17 protein-coding genes are annotated in these 15151 nt (G+C 64.8%); 10 read left to right on the top strand and 7 right to left on the bottom strand.

Annotated elements, in window-relative coordinates; all coding sequences use genetic code 11:
* The first annotated feature begins 9 nt into the window (after positions 1-9).
* The 4 genes from ABIB95_RS40435 to ABIB95_RS40420 all read left to right on the top strand — a co-directional run bounded on the left by ABIB95_RS40435 (position 10) and on the right by ABIB95_RS40420 (position 3128).
* The gene (locus ABIB95_RS40435) at positions 10-810 is read left to right on the top strand and encodes an alpha/beta fold hydrolase (RefSeq protein ID WP_354248261.1); all 801 of its coding nucleotides are present in this window, start codon (positions 10-12) and stop codon (positions 808-810) included.
* A gap of 26 nt (positions 811-836) precedes the next feature.
* Positions 837-1280 (top strand): cupin domain-containing protein, encoded by a 444-nt coding sequence (locus ABIB95_RS40430; RefSeq protein WP_028159377.1) that lies wholly within the window; start codon positions 837-839, stop codon positions 1278-1280.
* A gap of 118 nt (positions 1281-1398) precedes the next feature.
* Positions 1399-2610 (top strand): MFS transporter, encoded by a 1212-nt coding sequence (locus ABIB95_RS40425; RefSeq protein WP_166094212.1) that lies wholly within the window; start codon positions 1399-1401, stop codon positions 2608-2610.
* A gap of 143 nt (positions 2611-2753) precedes the next feature.
* Complete coding sequence (locus ABIB95_RS40420; protein ID WP_354248258.1) at positions 2754-3128, top strand: winged helix-turn-helix domain-containing protein; 375 nt, start codon at positions 2754-2756, stop codon at positions 3126-3128.
* Between the two features lie 28 nt (positions 3129-3156).
* On the opposite strand, the gene ABIB95_RS40415 is transcribed toward ABIB95_RS40420, so the two are convergent.
* Positions 3157-4143, bottom strand: a complete 987-nt coding sequence (locus ABIB95_RS40415; RefSeq protein ID WP_354248296.1) for a cysteine synthase A — start codon at positions 4141-4143, stop codon at positions 3157-3159.
* 156 nt (positions 4144-4299) lie between these two features.
* Positions 4300-4677, bottom strand: a complete 378-nt coding sequence (locus ABIB95_RS40410; protein ID WP_354248294.1) for a hypothetical protein — start codon at positions 4675-4677, stop codon at positions 4300-4302.
* 183 nt (positions 4678-4860) lie between these two features.
* On the opposite strand from ABIB95_RS40410, the gene ABIB95_RS40405 reads away from it, so the two are divergent.
* The 3 genes from ABIB95_RS40405 to ABIB95_RS40395 all read left to right on the top strand — a co-directional run bounded on the left by ABIB95_RS40405 (position 4861) and on the right by ABIB95_RS40395 (position 8043).
* On the top strand, positions 4861-6270 hold the full coding sequence (locus ABIB95_RS40405; RefSeq protein WP_354248256.1) for an aldehyde dehydrogenase family protein: 1410 nt from the start codon (positions 4861-4863) through the stop codon (positions 6268-6270).
* Between the two features lie 67 nt (positions 6271-6337).
* Positions 6338-6898, top strand: a complete 561-nt coding sequence (locus tag ABIB95_RS40400; protein WP_354248254.1) for a DUF2478 domain-containing protein — start codon at positions 6338-6340, stop codon at positions 6896-6898.
* Between the two features lie 176 nt (positions 6899-7074).
* On the top strand, positions 7075-8043 hold the full coding sequence (locus tag ABIB95_RS40395; protein WP_354248252.1) for a helix-turn-helix domain-containing protein: 969 nt from the start codon (positions 7075-7077) through the stop codon (positions 8041-8043).
* Between the two features lie 16 nt (positions 8044-8059).
* Here ABIB95_RS40395 and ABIB95_RS40390 read toward each other — a convergent pair whose 3' ends face one another.
* The 5 genes from ABIB95_RS40390 to ABIB95_RS40370 all read right to left on the bottom strand — a co-directional run bounded on the left by ABIB95_RS40390 (position 8060) and on the right by ABIB95_RS40370 (position 10964).
* The gene (locus ABIB95_RS40390; RefSeq protein ID WP_354248250.1) at positions 8060-8644 is read right to left on the bottom strand and encodes a TIGR00645 family protein; all 585 of its coding nucleotides are present in this window, start codon (positions 8642-8644) and stop codon (positions 8060-8062) included.
* Between the two features lie 34 nt (positions 8645-8678).
* The gene (locus ABIB95_RS40385) at positions 8679-9314 is read right to left on the bottom strand and encodes a TerC family protein (protein WP_354248248.1); all 636 of its coding nucleotides are present in this window, start codon (positions 9312-9314) and stop codon (positions 8679-8681) included.
* Entirely contained in the window at positions 9311-9673 is a 363-nt protein-coding gene (locus ABIB95_RS40380) for a hypothetical protein (RefSeq protein ID WP_354248246.1), read from the bottom strand. The genes ABIB95_RS40385 and ABIB95_RS40380 overlap by 4 nt, the downstream gene beginning before the upstream one ends.
* 2 nt (positions 9674-9675) lie before the next feature.
* Positions 9676-10149, bottom strand: coding sequence for a TerB family tellurite resistance protein (locus ABIB95_RS40375; RefSeq protein ID WP_354248244.1), 474 nt, complete (start codon positions 10147-10149; stop codon positions 9676-9678).
* A gap of 434 nt (positions 10150-10583) precedes the next feature.
* On the bottom strand, positions 10584-10964 hold the full coding sequence (locus ABIB95_RS40370; RefSeq protein WP_208071012.1) for a nuclear transport factor 2 family protein: 381 nt from the start codon (positions 10962-10964) through the stop codon (positions 10584-10586).
* Between the two features lie 174 nt (positions 10965-11138).
* Here ABIB95_RS40370 and ABIB95_RS40365 point away from each other — a divergent pair, with 174 nt between their 5' ends.
* The 3 genes from ABIB95_RS40365 (at position 11139) to pdxR (ending at position 15087) form a co-directional block, all read left to right on the top strand.
* Entirely contained in the window at positions 11139-12896 is a 1758-nt protein-coding gene (locus tag ABIB95_RS40365; protein ID WP_354248242.1) for an MOSC domain-containing protein, read from the top strand.
* Between the two features lie 64 nt (positions 12897-12960).
* Positions 12961-13557, top strand: a complete 597-nt coding sequence (locus tag ABIB95_RS40360) for a redoxin domain-containing protein (RefSeq protein WP_085404858.1) — start codon at positions 12961-12963, stop codon at positions 13555-13557.
* A gap of 51 nt (positions 13558-13608) precedes the next feature.
* Positions 13609-15087 (top strand): MocR-like pyridoxine biosynthesis transcription factor PdxR, encoded by a 1479-nt coding sequence (pdxR, locus tag ABIB95_RS40355; protein WP_354248239.1) that lies wholly within the window; start codon positions 13609-13611, stop codon positions 15085-15087.
* The last annotated feature ends 64 nt before the right edge of the window (positions 15088-15151 follow it).

The following is a 15151-nucleotide window of genomic DNA, read 5'->3' as shown; positions in this document are numbered from 1 at the left end:
GAGATGACCATGCTTGATACCGTCAAACCCTCGCCCGATCTCACCGGCTTCTCCCGCGCGGAACATACGATCAACCGCGTGCGGACCGTCGTTCACAGCATCGGAAGCGGCCCGGTGCTGGTGTTCCTGCACGGCACCGGCACCTTCACCGGCTTCGAGATGGCGCGCGATTGGGCGAAGCGGCACACGGTCATCATCCCCTATCATGCGGGCTTTGGCGATTCCGGCGACGCCGAGACGGTCGACACCGTCGAGGATCACGTCCTTCACTACATGGATCTGTTCGACAAGCTTGGCCTTGAGCAGTTCGACCTCGCCGGGTTCTCCCTCGGCGGATGGCTTGCCGCGGAGTTCGCGATCCGTCAGCCGCATCGGGTCCGCAAGCTGGTGCTGGTTGCGCCCGCCGGTCTTGTGGTCGGAAGCGCGCCTGCGCCCGGATTGTTCGAGATCGCACCGCAAGAACTGCCAGCCTATCTCGCGCACGATCCGGCCGCGGCACTCCGTTACTTTCCCAAGGCGCCCGATCCGGCCTTCGACGCCCGGCTTGGACGCGAGGTCACGGGCTTTGCCAAGCTGATCCGCAGCGAACCGCAGGGCAATCCCAAGCTCGCGCACTGGCTGCATCGGATCACGATGCCGACGCTGGTGCTGTGGGGGGCCGCAGATCGTTTGCGCCCGACCGCCCAGGCAGATGCCTGGAAAGCAGGGCTCCCCGACGCACGCGTGACGCTGGTGCCGGCGACCGGTCATCTCGTGTTCGAGGAAACGCCGTCTTCCGCACACTACGTCACCGATTTTCTCATCGATTGATCCCGCACACAACAGAGGACACCACCATGATCGAGATGCCTCCGGGCGTGACCCCTGCCAAAGAAGGCTTTGGCAACGTCATCTGGAACATTCTGGGCCAGACCTACACGCTGAAGCAGCACTCCGAGGCATCGATGGCCTGGCATGCAGTGTTTCCGGATGGCACCTTCGTGCCGCCGCACGTGCATCCGACCCAGGATGAATTCGTCTATGTGCTGAGCGGCCGCTACGACCTCTGGCTCGACGGCAAGGACTTTGTCGCCAAGGCCGGCGACCTCGTCCGCATGCCCAAGGGCATCCCCCACGGTATTTTCAACAAGTCGGGCGAAACCGCCACCAGCCTGTTCTGGGTCGCACCGACGCGGTCGCTGAAAGAGCTGTTCGAGCGCATCCACAATCTCCCCGATCCGCAGGAGGTCGTGCGACGTGCCGCCGAACACGAGGTCAACTTCCTGCCGCCGCCCGCCTAAGGCCACGCCGATTCCGTCGACACGCAAACCGCGAGAACCGATGATGACCATGCTGACAACAACTTGGACGTCCATCTCCGAGAACGACCGCCGTCGGATAGCCCGGTGGCAAAAAGGCATGCTGGCGCTCGCCATCCTCTGCGAGATCTTTCTCGCCGCCGACTGGTATGCGTTCGCGGCCGTACTGCCCTTCGTCTCCGAGAGCCTCAAGCTCAATCCCGCCGAGGCCGGGCTTGCGCAAGGCATCTTTGCGCTGACCTACGGTATCGGCATGGTGGTGTGGTCTCCGGTCAGCCGGTCGATGACAGCGCGCAACATGCTGCTGATCGGGCTTGCGGGCACTGGTATCGGCATGGTGCTCCAGGTGTTCGTACAAAGCTACACACAGCTCGTGATGCTCCGGCTCGTGATCGGCTTCTTCGACGCCGGCATCTTCATCGGCAACATGAAGCTGATCTTCGGCTGGTTTCCGCAAAGTCGGCGTGGCTCGGTGGTAGGCATCATCCTCGCCGCCTACAGCCTCGCCATCACTATGGATTTCGCGCTCGGCATTCCCCTGACGATTGCGACCGGTTGGCGGACCTTCTTCGCCGTGCTGGCAATCGGCACGCTGCTCGTTGCAGCCGTCGACGCACTCGTCGTCCGCAACGATCCGCGCGAGCTCGGCATCGACGGTTTCACCTGGGGCAACGAAACACCGCAGGAGCACCTGCCGCTCGGCGAGATCTTCCGCTCGAAATGGATCGCGGTCGGCGGCTTCGGCATCGTGGCCTGCACCTTCGCGATCGCCGGCACCGCCACCTGGGTGGTGCCGGCCTTCATCACAGTACAGCACATGCCGCCGGAAGCCGGCGCTGTCATCGGCACCGTCATGGGGTTGTCGCAGGTGCTCTTCCTGGTGATTGGCGGCTACATGTCCGATAGGCTCGGCAAGCCCTTCATGATCAAACTCACCGCATGTCTCGCTTTCCTGACCGCGCTGATGTTCCTGTGGAGCGTGGTCACACCGATGTCGTTCTCGATGCTGGTGCTGTTTGCAGCACTCAGCGGTATCGCCCTGCTCGGCGGCGGCGCTATCTTCGCCCTGCTCAGCGAAAAATACTCCGACGCGCTCGCACCGGCCGCGATTGGATACGCCGAGGTATTTGGCATCTTCTCGGCCTTCGTGGCGCCCTGGATGATGGGCGCCATCATCAACGCCTCGGCCGGCTCGTTCACCGGCGCCTTCATTGCTTTCGCGGTGGTCGAGCTCATCATCGTCGGCCTTTTGATGATCCTCGCCCGCGAGGACGTCAGTCAGGGCGCGGTGGTCGGAAGCCCCGCGGAATAAGATGCAGCGATCAGGGCACGGGCTAAAGCCCGTGCTCTGCGGACCTCGACAAAGGTCCATCTTCTGGGAAATCGGGCGCCCTCACCTTGTCCGCGACGGGCAAGAGTGGCAATCTCGCGAGGCAGAGCCCAAGAGACCCCGTCATGCCGCGCGTGAGCGCCAAATCCCTCCCCCAGCTGAGCCTTCGCATCGACCTCGACGGCGAGGATCGGATCGGGCCCGGCAAGATCGAGCTTTTGGAGCAGATCCGCGAGCAAGGCTCGATCTCGGCGGCCGGCCGCGCCATGGACATGTCCTACAAGCGCGCCTGGGACCTCGTCGACGAGATCAACCGCATTTGCGGACATCCGGTGGTCGAGCCGCAGGCCGGCGGCAAGAACGGCGGCGGCGCGATGCTCACGCCCTTCGGCGAGAAACTTGTTGCTCGCTACCGCAAGATCGAACGCGACGCCGCGCGCGCCGTGCACAAGGAGCTGGAAGCGCTCAAGAGCGACATCGGCCGTTCGCGGAAATCGTGAACGGACGGGCGCGCATCCTGGCGGCTCGCTAGCGCATCCAGCGTGGCAGAGGCAGATTTTTCTTGCGCAGGAATTCCGGGTTGAACAGCTTGGATTGATAGCGCTGTCCGCCATCCGCGAGGATGGTCACGATGGTTTTGCCTGGACCGAGGTCGCGCGCAAGTCGCATGGCTCCAACGATATTGATCGCGCTTGAGCCACCCAGCACCAGCCCTTCGTGCTCGATCAGGTCGAACAGGACAGGCAAGGCTTCCTCGTCCGTAATCTGATATGCCGTATCGATGGGGGTGCCTTCGAGATTCCGGGTGACACGGACTTGCCCGATCCCTTCGGTGATGGAGTCTCCCTCTGCCGTCAGCTCGCCTTTGGTGAACCAATTGTAGAGAGCGGCCCCCATGGGATCGCTGAGCGCAATCTTGATGCCGGGATTTCGCTCCTTGAGGGCCCGCGCGATCCCACCCAAGGTACCGCCGCTCCCGACGGCACATGTGAAGCCGTCGATTCTTCCAGCCGTCTGCTGCCAAATCTCGGGACCGGTCGTGCGATAGTGCCCCTCCCGATTGGCGACATTATCGAACTGATTGGCCCAGAACGCACCGAGCTCCTCGGCGAGCTGGCCGGAATAGCGCGCGTAATGACCCGGATTGGAATAAGGTACGGCAGGTACCAGGCGCAGGTCGGCACCGCACAACCGCAACATGTCCTTTTTCTCCTGACTTTGCGTGTCAGGCATCACGATCACGCTTCGATAGCCGCGTGCATTCGCCACGAGCGCTATGCCGATTCCGACATTGCCGGCTGTTCCTTCGACGATGACGCCTCCTGGCCCAAGCTTGCCGCATCGTTCGGCATCGTTGATCATGGCCAGCGCCGCGCGATCCTTGATCGAGCCGCCGGGATTGAGAAATTCGGCCTTGCCATAGATCTCGCAACCCGTGGCCTCCGACGGCATTCGCAGCCTGATCAATGGCGTGTTGCCGATAGCGTCCAGGAAACCCGTTCGAACATCGCTCATCGCTTGCCACCTCTGCCCGCCCGCAACTTTAGGCTGGCGAACAGGCAAAGCGATTCTCTAGTTCATTCGAGGCGTGCAACATTTCCGGCGCTCGACCGGCCCAATCGGCAATTCCATTCTTAGGCGGTGTTTTGTTTACGCCTTTGGCCCAAGCCGCTAGTTCGGCCGCACCGACATTCCCGGCATCGGCTGGGTCAGCGCTTCGCCGAGCAGGCTCTGCTCGGCTTTCGGGATCGAGAAGCGCACCTTGAAGCCGTCCTCGGTCTGAAGCGTGATGATGCGCTGGGTCGTATCGGTCGCCTGCTCGATCGCCCAAGACGCCAGCGGATAGGCGTAGCGCAGGCTCTGGTCGCCGTAGCGGGCCTTCAGCGCCGCCTCGAGCAGCCCGGGCAGCGTCATGATGAGGGCGCCGACCTGGTTGAGCGAGACGCTGACCGCGGCGGGGTTGCCCGCCAGATCCTCGAAGCCCAGCGAGATCGCGCCGCCGTCGGACGCCACCTCGCAGGTCGTGAGCTGCCTCACCTTGATTTCCATCGTCAGTCCCGGAACGCGGTTCGCTATATTCATCACGATATATCGATATGTCCACCCGCGTCCAGCCCTGCTTTTCTGGAATTGATCGAACCGGCCGCCATGGCCGGTTCGGCAAAGTCGTGATATATAGTTCGATATAACGAGGCCCCGAACGGCCCGTTTCTGCAAGGGAGCGCAAAGCCAATGAGTGACTACAATCTTCTCATCGACGGCAAGATGGTGCCCGGCGACCAGACCATGCCGGTTCTCAATCCCGCGACCGAAGAGGTGCTGGCGCAGTGCCCGCGTGCCTCGAAGGCGCAGCTTGACGCCGCCGTCGCCGCGGCGAAGGCCGCCTTCCCGGCCTGGGCCGCGACCCCGATGGCGGAACGCCGCAAGCTCGTGAACAAGATGGCCGACGTGATCGAGGCCAATTCGGGCGAGCTCTCCCACATCCTCACCAGCGAGCAAGGCAAGCCGCTTGGCGACGCCACCGGCGAGGTCCTCGGCATGGCCGCGTTCTTCCGCTACCTCAGCTCGCTCGAACTGCCGATGAAGGTGATCGAGGATTCCGGTGACCGCAAGGTGGAAGCCTATCGCCGCCCGCTCGGCGTCGTCGGCGCCATCATTCCCTGGAACTATCCGCTCCTGATCCTCAGCTTCAAGCTGCCGTCGGCGCTGCTCGCCGGCAACACGCTGGTGGTGAAGCCGGCGCCGACCACGCCGCTCGCGACGCTGCGCTTCGCCGAGCTGATCAAGGACGTCCTGCCGAAGGGCGTTCTCAACTTCATCACCGACGCCAACGACCTCGGCGGCGAGATGAGCAAGCATCCTGATATCCGCAAGATCTCGTTCACCGGCTCTTCCGCCACGGGGCAGAAGGTGATGGCGAGCGCGGCGCAGACGCTCAAGCGCATCACGCTCGAGCTAGGCGGCAACGACGCCGGTATCGTGCTCGACGATGTCGACCCGAAGAAGGTCGCTCCCGGCATCTTCGAGGGCGCGTTCCAGAACTCCGGCCAGGTCTGCCTCGCCATCAAGCGGCTCTACGTCCACGAGTCCGTCTATGACGAGCTCTGCAACGAGCTGGTCGCGATCGCCAAGAGCACGGTGGTCGACGACGGCGCCAAGCAGGGCACCAAGCTCGGACCGCTGCAGAACAAGATGCAGTACGAGAAGGTGAAGACGTTCCTCGAGGACGCGCGCAAGAACGGCAAGGTGGTCGCCGGCGGTTCGGCGATGGACCGTCCCGGCTATTTCATCGAGCCGACCATCGTGCGCGACATCCAGGAAGGCTCGAAACTGGTCGACGAGGAGCAGTTCGGCCCGGTGCTGCCGCTTATCAAGTACTCCGACAAGAACGATGCGATCCGCCGCGCCAACGCCACCACCTACGGCCTCGGCGCGTCGGTCTGGTCGTCCGACATCAAGCGCGCGCACGAGGTCGCAACGCAGCTCGAGTCCGGCACGGTCTGGATCAACAAGCACCTCGACATGGCCCCGCACATCCCGTTCGGTGGCGCCAAGCAATCGGGCATCGGTACAGAGTTCGCCGAGGAAGGTCTCGCCGAATTCACCCAGCTCCAGATTATCAACGGCCCGCCGGCGGCCTGATCGGAAAACCGGGGCCGCGGCGGAAACGTCGCGGCCCCAATTCTTTGCCGTCAAACGGAGGCCGACCATGTTCGATGCGCAATGCGACCTCGCCGCCCTCGTCTACGAGGCGCATCAGGACCCCGACGCGGTCCTGCGCAGCTTCGCGGCGGATCTGAATGCGCGTGGCTGTCGCGTCGTCGGCATGGTTCAGGCCGGCCAATGCGCGGATTCGAGCCTGTCGGCCGTGCTGCTTCACAGCGGCGAGACGCTTCCGCTCGCGCAGGATTTCGATCCGGCCGCGCGCGGCTGCCGTCTCGATCTCGCGCGGCTGCAAAATGCGGGGATGCGGATCGCGGACGCCCTCTCGCATGGCGCCGATCTCGTCATCATCAACCGCTTCGGCAAGCGCGAGCGCGACGGCAAGGGCCTGTCCCATCTGATCGGACGCGCGCTCGACGCCGACATTCCCGTGGTGATCGCGGTTGGCAGAGACCATTTCGCCGACTGGATCAAGTTCGCCGGCGGCATGAGCGTCAGGCTCGGCTGCGAGCGCGGCGCGCTGGAGGCGTGGTGGCGCAGCATCTCCACAAGCAACGCGCGGCTTGACGTCGGATCACATCCTACGGTGTGCGAAATTCTGAAGTGAACGATCTGAGCCTGCCGGACTCGCGTACTTGTCCGTGGAGTCCTCACAGCATCGCGCCGACTTCCCCTGTCGCCGCCGCGCAGGCAGTAGTTTCCCGGAATATGGCCGACGGTCGGGCCTCTGATACGCTTGTGCGGATTCAACCCGCTCACCTCGACATGCCCTGGGTTCCCAAAATGCCGGTCCGTCGGCTAAAGCCATCGCGTGTCCTCAGCGTCGAGCGCTTCTCGGACTTCGACGAGTTTCGCGCCAACGAGGTGCTCGGACTCGGCACCAGCACGCCGCTCCGTCCGCGGGAATTCTCGTTGTCTCGCGCCATCCTGCCGCTCCGCGACGGGCTCTTCGTGCTCCAGCGCTCCTTTGCACGGCGGTTTGAGGCCGAGATCGGCACGGACAATGGCGTCGGCCTCGTTGTTCCCCTCACCTTTCACTCCATCGCCAATGGCCGCGAGGTCGATAGTTCGATGATCGCCGTCATGCGCGGCAAAGCCCCCGTCAAGGCGATCGAGCATCACCCCAACACTTACCTGATGCTGCGCTTCAACTCGGACATGCGCCATCGCGGCTGGGCGGATTTCGACACCGGCCTCGCCTATGTCCGCACGCAGGACGATCCGATGACGCGCCTGCGCGCGGCTATCGTGGAGATGTTCTCGCTGGCGTCGGCATGCAACGATCCCCGGCAATTCGAGGCGCTCTACCGCCCGATCCAGGAAACGCTGCTCGCCGGCCTCGACGCCACCCTGCTGCCGGCAGGCGCACGCAGCGCCCGCCCCGGTTCATTCGACAAGCACCGCAAGCTGATCGCGCATCTCGACGACGTCGTTGCGCTGTTCGGCAGCAAGCCGCTCTACAGCGACGACCTCGCCGCCGCGCTCGGCGTGTCCGTGCGCACGCTCCAGGTCGCGACGCACGCGGTGCACGGCGTGAGCCTGCACCACTATCTGCGCCTCAAACGGTTGTGGGCCGTTCGCGTCCAGCTCATGACCGGGGGCGATGGCTTGACCGTCAAGGCCGCCGCGCTCGGCAACGGCTTCTGGCACCTGGGCGACTTCTCAAGGAGCTACAGACTGGCCTTCGGCGAAGCGCCGTCCGAGACGCTGGCACGCGGACGGCGTCCGTTGCATCTGGCCATCGGCGCCTGAGAGTGCGGATCGCCCCTCAGGCGTGACCGTTCTGCTTGCGGTGCCCGCTCTCGCTGATGCGGTCGACCCAGGCGATACCGATTGCGGAAATGATGAAGGTCAGGTGGATCAGCACCTGCCACATCACGCCGGACTCGGTGAAATTGCTGCGCGTGGTGCCGAGATTGCCGGCCTCGATGAAGGTCCTGAGCAACGAGATCGAGGAAATGCCGATGATCGCCATCGCGAGCTTGATCTTCAGCACGCTGGCGTTGACGTGGCTCAGCCATTCCGGCTCGTCCGGATGGCCGTTCAGGTTCAGGCGCGAGACGAAGGTCTCGTAGCCGCCGACGATCACCATGACCAGCAGGTTCGAGATCATGACGACGTCGATCAGTCCGAGCACGACCAGCATGATCTGCTGCTCGCTGGCGTCGAACGAGTGCGCGACCAGGTGCCAGAGCTCTTTCAGGAACAGCAGCACATAGACGCCCTGCGCGACGATGAGGCCGACATAGAGCGGCACTTGCAGCCAGCGCGAGCCAAAGATGAGCTGGGCGAATGGGCCGATTTTCGGTCGCGGCCCGGCGTGCGCCGAAGGTGCTTTGGGTTCAGACGTCATGGATCACTCCGGATTGCAGGCAGGAATTGTCGCCTCAGAGACTCGCGATGACGGGCGCGAGTTCGAGCGAACCGCGATAGATCATCTCGAAGGCGACGTAAACGATGATGGCGAGACCGACATAGGCGATCCAGCGCTGCTTCTGCAACACCCGGCCGAGCAGATCGGCGGCGACGCCCATCATCGCGACCGACAGCAACAGTCCGAACGCGAGGATGTAGGGATGCTCGCGCGCGGCGCCTGCGACCGCGAGCACGTTGTCGAGCGACATCGAGACGTCGGCGGCGACGATCTGCAACGCCGCCTGCCCGAAGGTCTTGCGCGACGCCGGTGCGCTGCCCGCGCTGCCACCGTGGCTCAACGCGAGCTCGGTGTGCGCGGACTGCTCGCGCAGCTCGCGCCACATCTTCCAGCACACCCATAGCAACAGCACGCCGCCGGCGAGCAGCAGGCCGATCACCTGCAGGAGCTGGGTCGCGACGCCGGCGAAGACGATCCGCAAGGCTGTGGCTGCGACGATGCCGACGACAATGGCGCGGCGACGCTGCTCGGCCGGCAGGCCGGCGGCGGCAAGGCCGATGACGACGGCGTTGTCGCCGGCGAGCACGAGGTCGATCAGGATGACCTGGAGCAGCGCGGTCAGCGCGTCGGCGGTGATGAATTCAGTCATGATTGATCATTTTTCGATGCAGACGGATCGAGCCATTGCGGCTTCTTCCGCTCGACCCAATCCAGGACCTTGGAGCGCGAGGCGCGCAACGCCGGGACGTCTTCGGCGAGCAGTGCGAGGCCGAGCGGCAGCATCCAGACTCCGAGCACCGGCAGGAAGGAGAGCACGCCGCCAACGATGAGCAGCGCGCCCGAAGGGATCCTCACCCAGCGGCTGGACGGTTTCAGCAGATAGGCGACGGTGTCGCCCATACGCGGCGGCAGGCGGCGGACGAGCTTGTCGAGACGCGGGTCGCCACCGGCCATCTGGCGGGTGGTGACCAGGTTTCCTGTCGTCCGCTCGTCCGATGCTGTGCTCATGCTCACTCCTGCGTGGCGGCGCGCCGTTCAGTGCCTGCGCTGCCCGGCGCCACCGGCTTTGCGCGCGGCAGCACCAGCGTCAGCAGGCGCAACAGCTTGATCGCCTGCACTTCATGGGGATGCACGTCCTCGTCCGCAGCCGCGACGCGCTCCGACAGTTCCATCAGATGAGCCGACAGCGGCAGGTCCGAGACCGGACGCAACGTGTCGATCACCACATTGGCAAAGTCGGGCTCCTCGAGCCGTTCCGCCAGTTCATCAAAAATCGCAAACAGCCGGTCGTCACTCATGTGCGGCGCCAGTCCGCGATCCCTGATGAAGCGGATCACCTCGTCGCGCTCGACCGGCGAAACGCGCCGGTCGGCGACGGCGACGAGCGCGCCGGCAATGATCAACGCGACCGCAGCCTGCTCGTTCAGCCTGGACGGTTCCGTGATCTCGATCTCGGTCGGATTTGAAGTGGCGGCGTCGGACATCGTAGCTCCCTTACGTTGCGAAATGGCCGCACGGAGCTGCGATGGGGACGATTGAGTCGGAGAGAACTCGATAAGGCCCGACGATCGGCCGATCCATCGCATTCGCGCGGGACAGGTCATCCGACATCGCGAGGTTTTGCTGACATTGTCAGCGTCCTCGCCAGAGGGGCCCGGATTCTTGTTCGCTTCAGAGATAAAGATAGGTGGGCCGGAATCAAGGCGAACGGAGTGCGACCAGCCGCCGCATCGGGTTCCGTGTTGCCGGATGTGGTTAAGCAGTCGTGCGGGCTACGCACCTGCGATTATCCTCGCTGTCATCGCCCGCGCAGGCGGGCGATCCAGTACTCCGAGACGTCCGGGGTTCATCGAGAAGCCGCGGCGTACTGGATTCCCCGCCTTCGCGGGGAATGACAGCGGAGTGTGGAGCGCGCGTCTCACCTCACGACCTCGACAAGATGCGCGCGCGACGGTGCGGGATCGAACCTCTCGCCGAAATACTGTGTCTCGTGCGCCACCAGTCCTTCGCGGAATTCCATGATGCTGACGACATAGGACGGCACCCCGTCGTAGGTCAGCACGAACTCGCTCACCCAGAGATCGCCGCCGCCGACGATCCGCCGGACCGTGAAGCGCTTCTTGTTGGGCTGCACGAACCGGCTTTCCTGTATCGTCCTGCGGCCGCGGATGCGCTCGCCGGACTGCGGATAGTCGAGCACGGCGTCCTCACGATAGATGTCATGCTCGGCCTCGAAATCATTCGCGTCCGACGCAGCCCAATGGCGCTGAAGGGCCGCCAGTATCGCCTGATCATCCATCGCGCTCTCCCATCTTGCGGTGTCTCTCCCCAGATCGGGGCGCAGACAGCCGGCGACAAGACTGTCTAGCAACGTCTAACAACGACTAACGGGCCTAAATTCCGACATGGATGCAGATTGGCATTGCAGCGACCTGGAAACCGCCAGAGCCGCGCCGTCACGCCGGGGAACCCCATGGCCCGTTTGCTCTCCCTCAATGTCGGCCTGCCACGCGACATCGCGTGGCAAGGCAGGACCGTGCATACCGGAATCTGGAAGGCACCCGTCAGTGGTCCGCGCAGGGTGCGCCGGCTCAACATCGACGGCGATGGCCAGGGCGATACCGCCGGTCATGGCGGCGAGCAGCGCGCCGTCTACGTCTACCAGCAGGACTCCTATCAATATTGGCAGGAGCACCTCGGTCGAGCGAACCTCGTCCACGGTCAATTCGGCGAGAATTTTACCGTCGAGGGCCTCGCCGACAGGGACGTCTGCATCGGAGACCGTTACAGGATCGGCTCTGCCCTGCTCGAGGTGACGCAGCCGCGCGTCACCTGCTACCGGCTGGGTATTCGCATGGAAGAGCCGGACATGGCCGCGCTGCTCGTCAGGCACGGCCGGCCCGGGTTCTATTTTCGGGTGATCGAGGAAGGCGACGTCGAGGCCGGCGACGAGATCGTCCGGGTCGCTGACGGCCCCGAACGCATGAGCGTGTCCGAGATCAATGCGCTGCTCTATCTGCCCCCTCACCCGCGTGACCGCCTGGAGCGCGCGCTGAAAATTCCGGCGCTGAGCGGTGGCTGGCGTCATTCCTTCGAGGCGCTGCTCGAGCAGCAGCGCAAGGACACGACGGCGGGAAACGCCGGGCTCGGCCCGGCGTCGAGCCCGCCTCCGGCCTGGCGCGGCTTCCGGCCGTTCCGCGTCGCGCGCAAGATCGCCGAAAGCGGCAACGTGACGTCGCTGATCCTCGAACCCACGGACGGACATCCCGTCGCCGCCGCCCTGCCCGGGCAGTTCGTCGTCGTGCGGCTCGGCGCCTCCACTGCCCCCGCGATGACGCGCAGCTATTCGCTGTCCAGCCGCTCCGATGCCGCGTCCTGGCGCATCAGCATCAAGCGCGAAGCCCACGGCGCGGCAAGCCAATATGTCGCCGACGAGGTCAAGATTGGCGACGCTGTGCAGATCGGCGCGCCGCGCGGAAGTTTCACGCTACGGCAAGATGCGCGGCCCGTCGTCTTGCTGAGCGCCGGCATCGGCGTAACGCCGGTGCTTGCGATGCTGCACGCGCTCGCCGCGGAAGCATCGACGCGCGAGGTCTGGTGGCTGCACGGCGCCCGCAACGGTCGCGAACATGCGTTCGCCGCCGAGGTGCGTGGGCTGTTGACTGGGCTGGCCCACCATCACAGCCATGTCTGCTACAGCGCGCCCGACCCGGGCGATCGTCTCAATGTGGATTTCGACACGACCGGACATCTGGACCTCCGGGTGCTTCAAGCCCTCGGCGTCCCCTCAGACGGCGATTTCTATCTGTGCGGGCCGGCACCGTTCATGACTGATCTCTCGCGCGGGCTTGCCGGACTCGGCATCGCACCGGATCGCGTACACACCGAGATGTTCGGCGCCGGACCGTCCCTGACACCCGGCATAGCGGCATCCCCGCAGACGCGGGCGCACTTGCCGGCCGGCGCGACCGGCCCGGGCCCGATGGTCTCGTTCGCCCGCAGCGGCCTCAATGTCTGCTGGGGACCAGCATATGCCAGCCTGCTTGAGCTGGCCGAAGCCTGCGACGTTCCCGTGCGCTGGTCGTGCCGGACCGGCGTGTGCCACAACTGCGAGAGCGGGCTCGTGGCCGGATCCGTCAGCTATGCGCCGGACCCGCTCGACGCTCCTGCGGACGGCAATGTCCTGATCTGCTGTTCAAGGCCCCAGGGCGACGTCGTGATCGATCTGTGAGTGTCAGCACCCACGCCAGACGTGCGAGAAGACATGCGAGAGTTCGAAGACATGGGAGAGTCCAATGCGACCTGACATGATGCCGGGAGTAACCTTCCCGGATTACGAGCTCAGCGACCACACCGGCAAGCACCGGAAGCTCTCCGAGCTCCAGGGTGGCGATCCGATGGTGCTGGTTCTCGGGCGCGGCGGCTTCTGTCCGAAGGACCGGCGCCAGGCCGAAGGCCTGCTGCAACTCCATCGCGAGATGGAGGTCGGCTATTGCCGGCTGGTCACGATCACCACCGACAACATCACCCAGACCAACGAATATCGCAGCGGCGTCGGCGCGCACTGGCCTTTCCTGTCGGATTCGCGGCGGATCGTTCAGAAGGATCTCGACATCGCCGAATACACCGATCCCGTCCACAATCCGATGATCCCGCATGTCATCGTGCTGGAGCCCGGCCTGCGCGTTCACAAGATCTATAACGGCTACTGGTTCTTCGGACGCCCGACCGTCGAAGAGCTTCGTCAGGATCTCCGAGCCGTCAGCATGAATTGCCGTCCGGACTGGGACATCACCGCGCCCGGGCTGAAGGCCCTCTGGGATCAGGGCCACAAGGAGCATTTTTATCCCTACGGCAAGGCTTACGTCGAAACTCTCGGCGAACGGGATTAGAACCACATTCCGGCATCGTCCGTTCGGACGAATGCCGAGCCAGGAATGTGGATGATCCAGATGAAGACGACTCCCGGCGATCGTGCCGGCCGCATGGGTGCGCGCCAGATCTACGAAGCCCTGAGAGATCAAATTCTGACGCGGGTCTACGGCATCGACGGCCTGCTGCCGTCGTCGCGGGCGCTCGCCGGCGAGATGGGCGTGGCGCGCTCGACCGTGACCGTCGCCTATGAACAGCTCGCCGCCGAAGGTTTTATCGAGACACGCCATGGCGCGCGGCCACGCGTTGCCCGCGCCGTCGTCGAGCGCGGACGCGCGCGCGCCGCATCGCGGCCCTCGGCGCGCAAGGTACGGCTGTCGGCCTTCGGCGAGCGGCTGCGGTCGGACCCGCCGCGCTGGATCGAGCCGCCGCGCGGGCTCATCGCCAACTTCCGCTATGGCGAGCTCTCGCCGTCGGATTTCCCGGTGCTGGCATGGAAGAAGGCCGTGACGGCCGCGATGGCGCGCAAGCCCGAGCGGCTGGCCTATGACGACCCCTGCGGCGCGCTGCGGCTGCGGACCGCGCTTCAGGGCTATCTGTGGCGATCGCGAAGCGTCCGCTGCGAGGTCGATCAGATCGTTGTCGTGAACGGCTCGCAGCAGGGCCTCGACATCTGCGCGCGCCTCCTGCTCGATGCCGGCGACCGCTTCGTGATGGAGGATCCCGGCTACCAGATGGCGCGGCATACGCTCGCGGCGACGGGCGCCGAGACGGTGCCGATCCCCGTTGACGCGGATGGACTGGAGACAGCGCGGCTCGACGGCACCGAGGCCCGGCTCGCCTATGTGACGCCGTCGCATCAATATCCGCTCGGCGGCGTCATGCCGATCGGACGCCGGCACCAATTGCTCGCCTGGGCACGCCAGCACGACGCCTACGTGATCGAGGATGATTACGACAGCGAGTATCGCTACGACACCAAGCCGATCCCGCCGCTGCATGCGCTGGAGGGCAGCGACAACGTGATCTATCTCGGCACCGTCTCCAAGACGCTCTCCCCGACCTTGCGGATCGGCTACCTGGTCGTGCCCGCCGGGCTGCGATCCCTGTTCGCCGCCGCCAAGCAGATCATGGACCGGCACACGCCGCTGATCGAACAGCACGCTCTCGCTTCGATGCTCGAAAGCGGCGCCTATGACAGCCACGTCAGGCGCGTGCGCCGGCGCAACGCCGAGCGTCAGCAGGCACTGATCGGCGCGTTGCGCCGCCGGTTCGGAGATCGTGTCCGGATCGAGGGCACGGCGGCGGGCCTGCACGTGGTGGCGTGGCTCGACGATCTGCCGCAGAAGCGCGAGGATGCATTGATCCAGGCGGCTCGCGCGAAGGGCGTCGGCATCTATCCCGTCTCTGCGTTGTTGGTCGGCCCAAGCCGGACGCCAAGCCGGACGCGGAAGACCGTCGGTCTCGTCATGGGCTATTCGGCACTGGAGATCGCGCAGATCGAGAGAGGCTGCAAGCTCCTCGCCCAGGCCGCCGCCGCACTGGACTGATCAAATCATACAGAACTGGCCGTTTCATACAGGCCAGATTCCGGCTATCTCCGCATTGAGAACG

Origin of the sequence: Bradyrhizobium sp. LA2.1, assembly GCF_040547725.1 — a bacterium.
Taxonomy (GTDB): Bacteria; Pseudomonadota; Alphaproteobacteria; order Rhizobiales; family Xanthobacteraceae; genus Bradyrhizobium; species Bradyrhizobium barranii.
This window is presented reverse-complemented; position numbering and strand designations above follow the sequence as displayed.

Bases quoted from the DNA above. Each gene is read 5' to 3' on its own strand.
- pdxR (WP_354248239.1), top strand. From the start codon at position 13,609: ATGATCCAGATGAAGACGACTCCCGGCGATCGTGCCGGCCGCATGGGT.
- ABIB95_RS40425 (WP_166094212.1), top strand. From the start codon at position 1,399: ATGCTGGCGCTCGCCATCCTCTGCGAGATCTTTCTCGCCGCCGACTGG.
- ABIB95_RS40410 (WP_354248294.1), bottom strand. From the start codon at position 4,677: ATGGAAATCAAGGTGAGGCAGCTCACGACCTGCGAGGTGGCGTCCGAC.
- ABIB95_RS40370 (WP_208071012.1), bottom strand. From the start codon at position 10,964: ATGGATGATCAGGCGATACTGGCGGCCCTTCAGCGCCATTGGGCTGCG.
- ABIB95_RS40375 (WP_354248244.1), bottom strand. From the start codon at position 10,149: ATGTCCGACGCCGCCACTTCAAATCCGACCGAGATCGAGATCACGGAA.
- ABIB95_RS40360 (WP_085404858.1), top strand. From the start codon at position 12,961: ATGCGACCTGACATGATGCCGGGAGTAACCTTCCCGGATTACGAGCTC.
- ABIB95_RS40405 (WP_354248256.1), top strand. From the start codon at position 4,861: ATGAGTGACTACAATCTTCTCATCGACGGCAAGATGGTGCCCGGCGAC.
- ABIB95_RS40365 (WP_354248242.1), top strand. From the start codon at position 11,139: ATGGCCCGTTTGCTCTCCCTCAATGTCGGCCTGCCACGCGACATCGCG.
- ABIB95_RS40395 (WP_354248252.1), top strand. From the start codon at position 7,075: ATGCCGGTCCGTCGGCTAAAGCCATCGCGTGTCCTCAGCGTCGAGCGC.
- ABIB95_RS40430 (WP_028159377.1), top strand. From the start codon at position 837: ATGATCGAGATGCCTCCGGGCGTGACCCCTGCCAAAGAAGGCTTTGGC.
- ABIB95_RS40390 (WP_354248250.1), bottom strand. From the start codon at position 8,644: ATGACGTCTGAACCCAAAGCACCTTCGGCGCACGCCGGGCCGCGACCG.
- ABIB95_RS40415 (WP_354248296.1), bottom strand. From the start codon at position 4,143: ATGAGCGATGTTCGAACGGGTTTCCTGGACGCTATCGGCAACACGCCA.
- ABIB95_RS40380 (WP_354248246.1), bottom strand. From the start codon at position 9,673: ATGAGCACAGCATCGGACGAGCGGACGACAGGAAACCTGGTCACCACC.
- ABIB95_RS40435 (WP_354248261.1), top strand. From the start codon at position 10: ATGCTTGATACCGTCAAACCCTCGCCCGATCTCACCGGCTTCTCCCGC.
- ABIB95_RS40400 (WP_354248254.1), top strand. From the start codon at position 6,338: ATGTTCGATGCGCAATGCGACCTCGCCGCCCTCGTCTACGAGGCGCAT.
- ABIB95_RS40385 (WP_354248248.1), bottom strand. From the start codon at position 9,314: ATGACTGAATTCATCACCGCCGACGCGCTGACCGCGCTGCTCCAGGTC.
- ABIB95_RS40420 (WP_354248258.1), top strand. From the start codon at position 2,754: ATGCCGCGCGTGAGCGCCAAATCCCTCCCCCAGCTGAGCCTTCGCATC.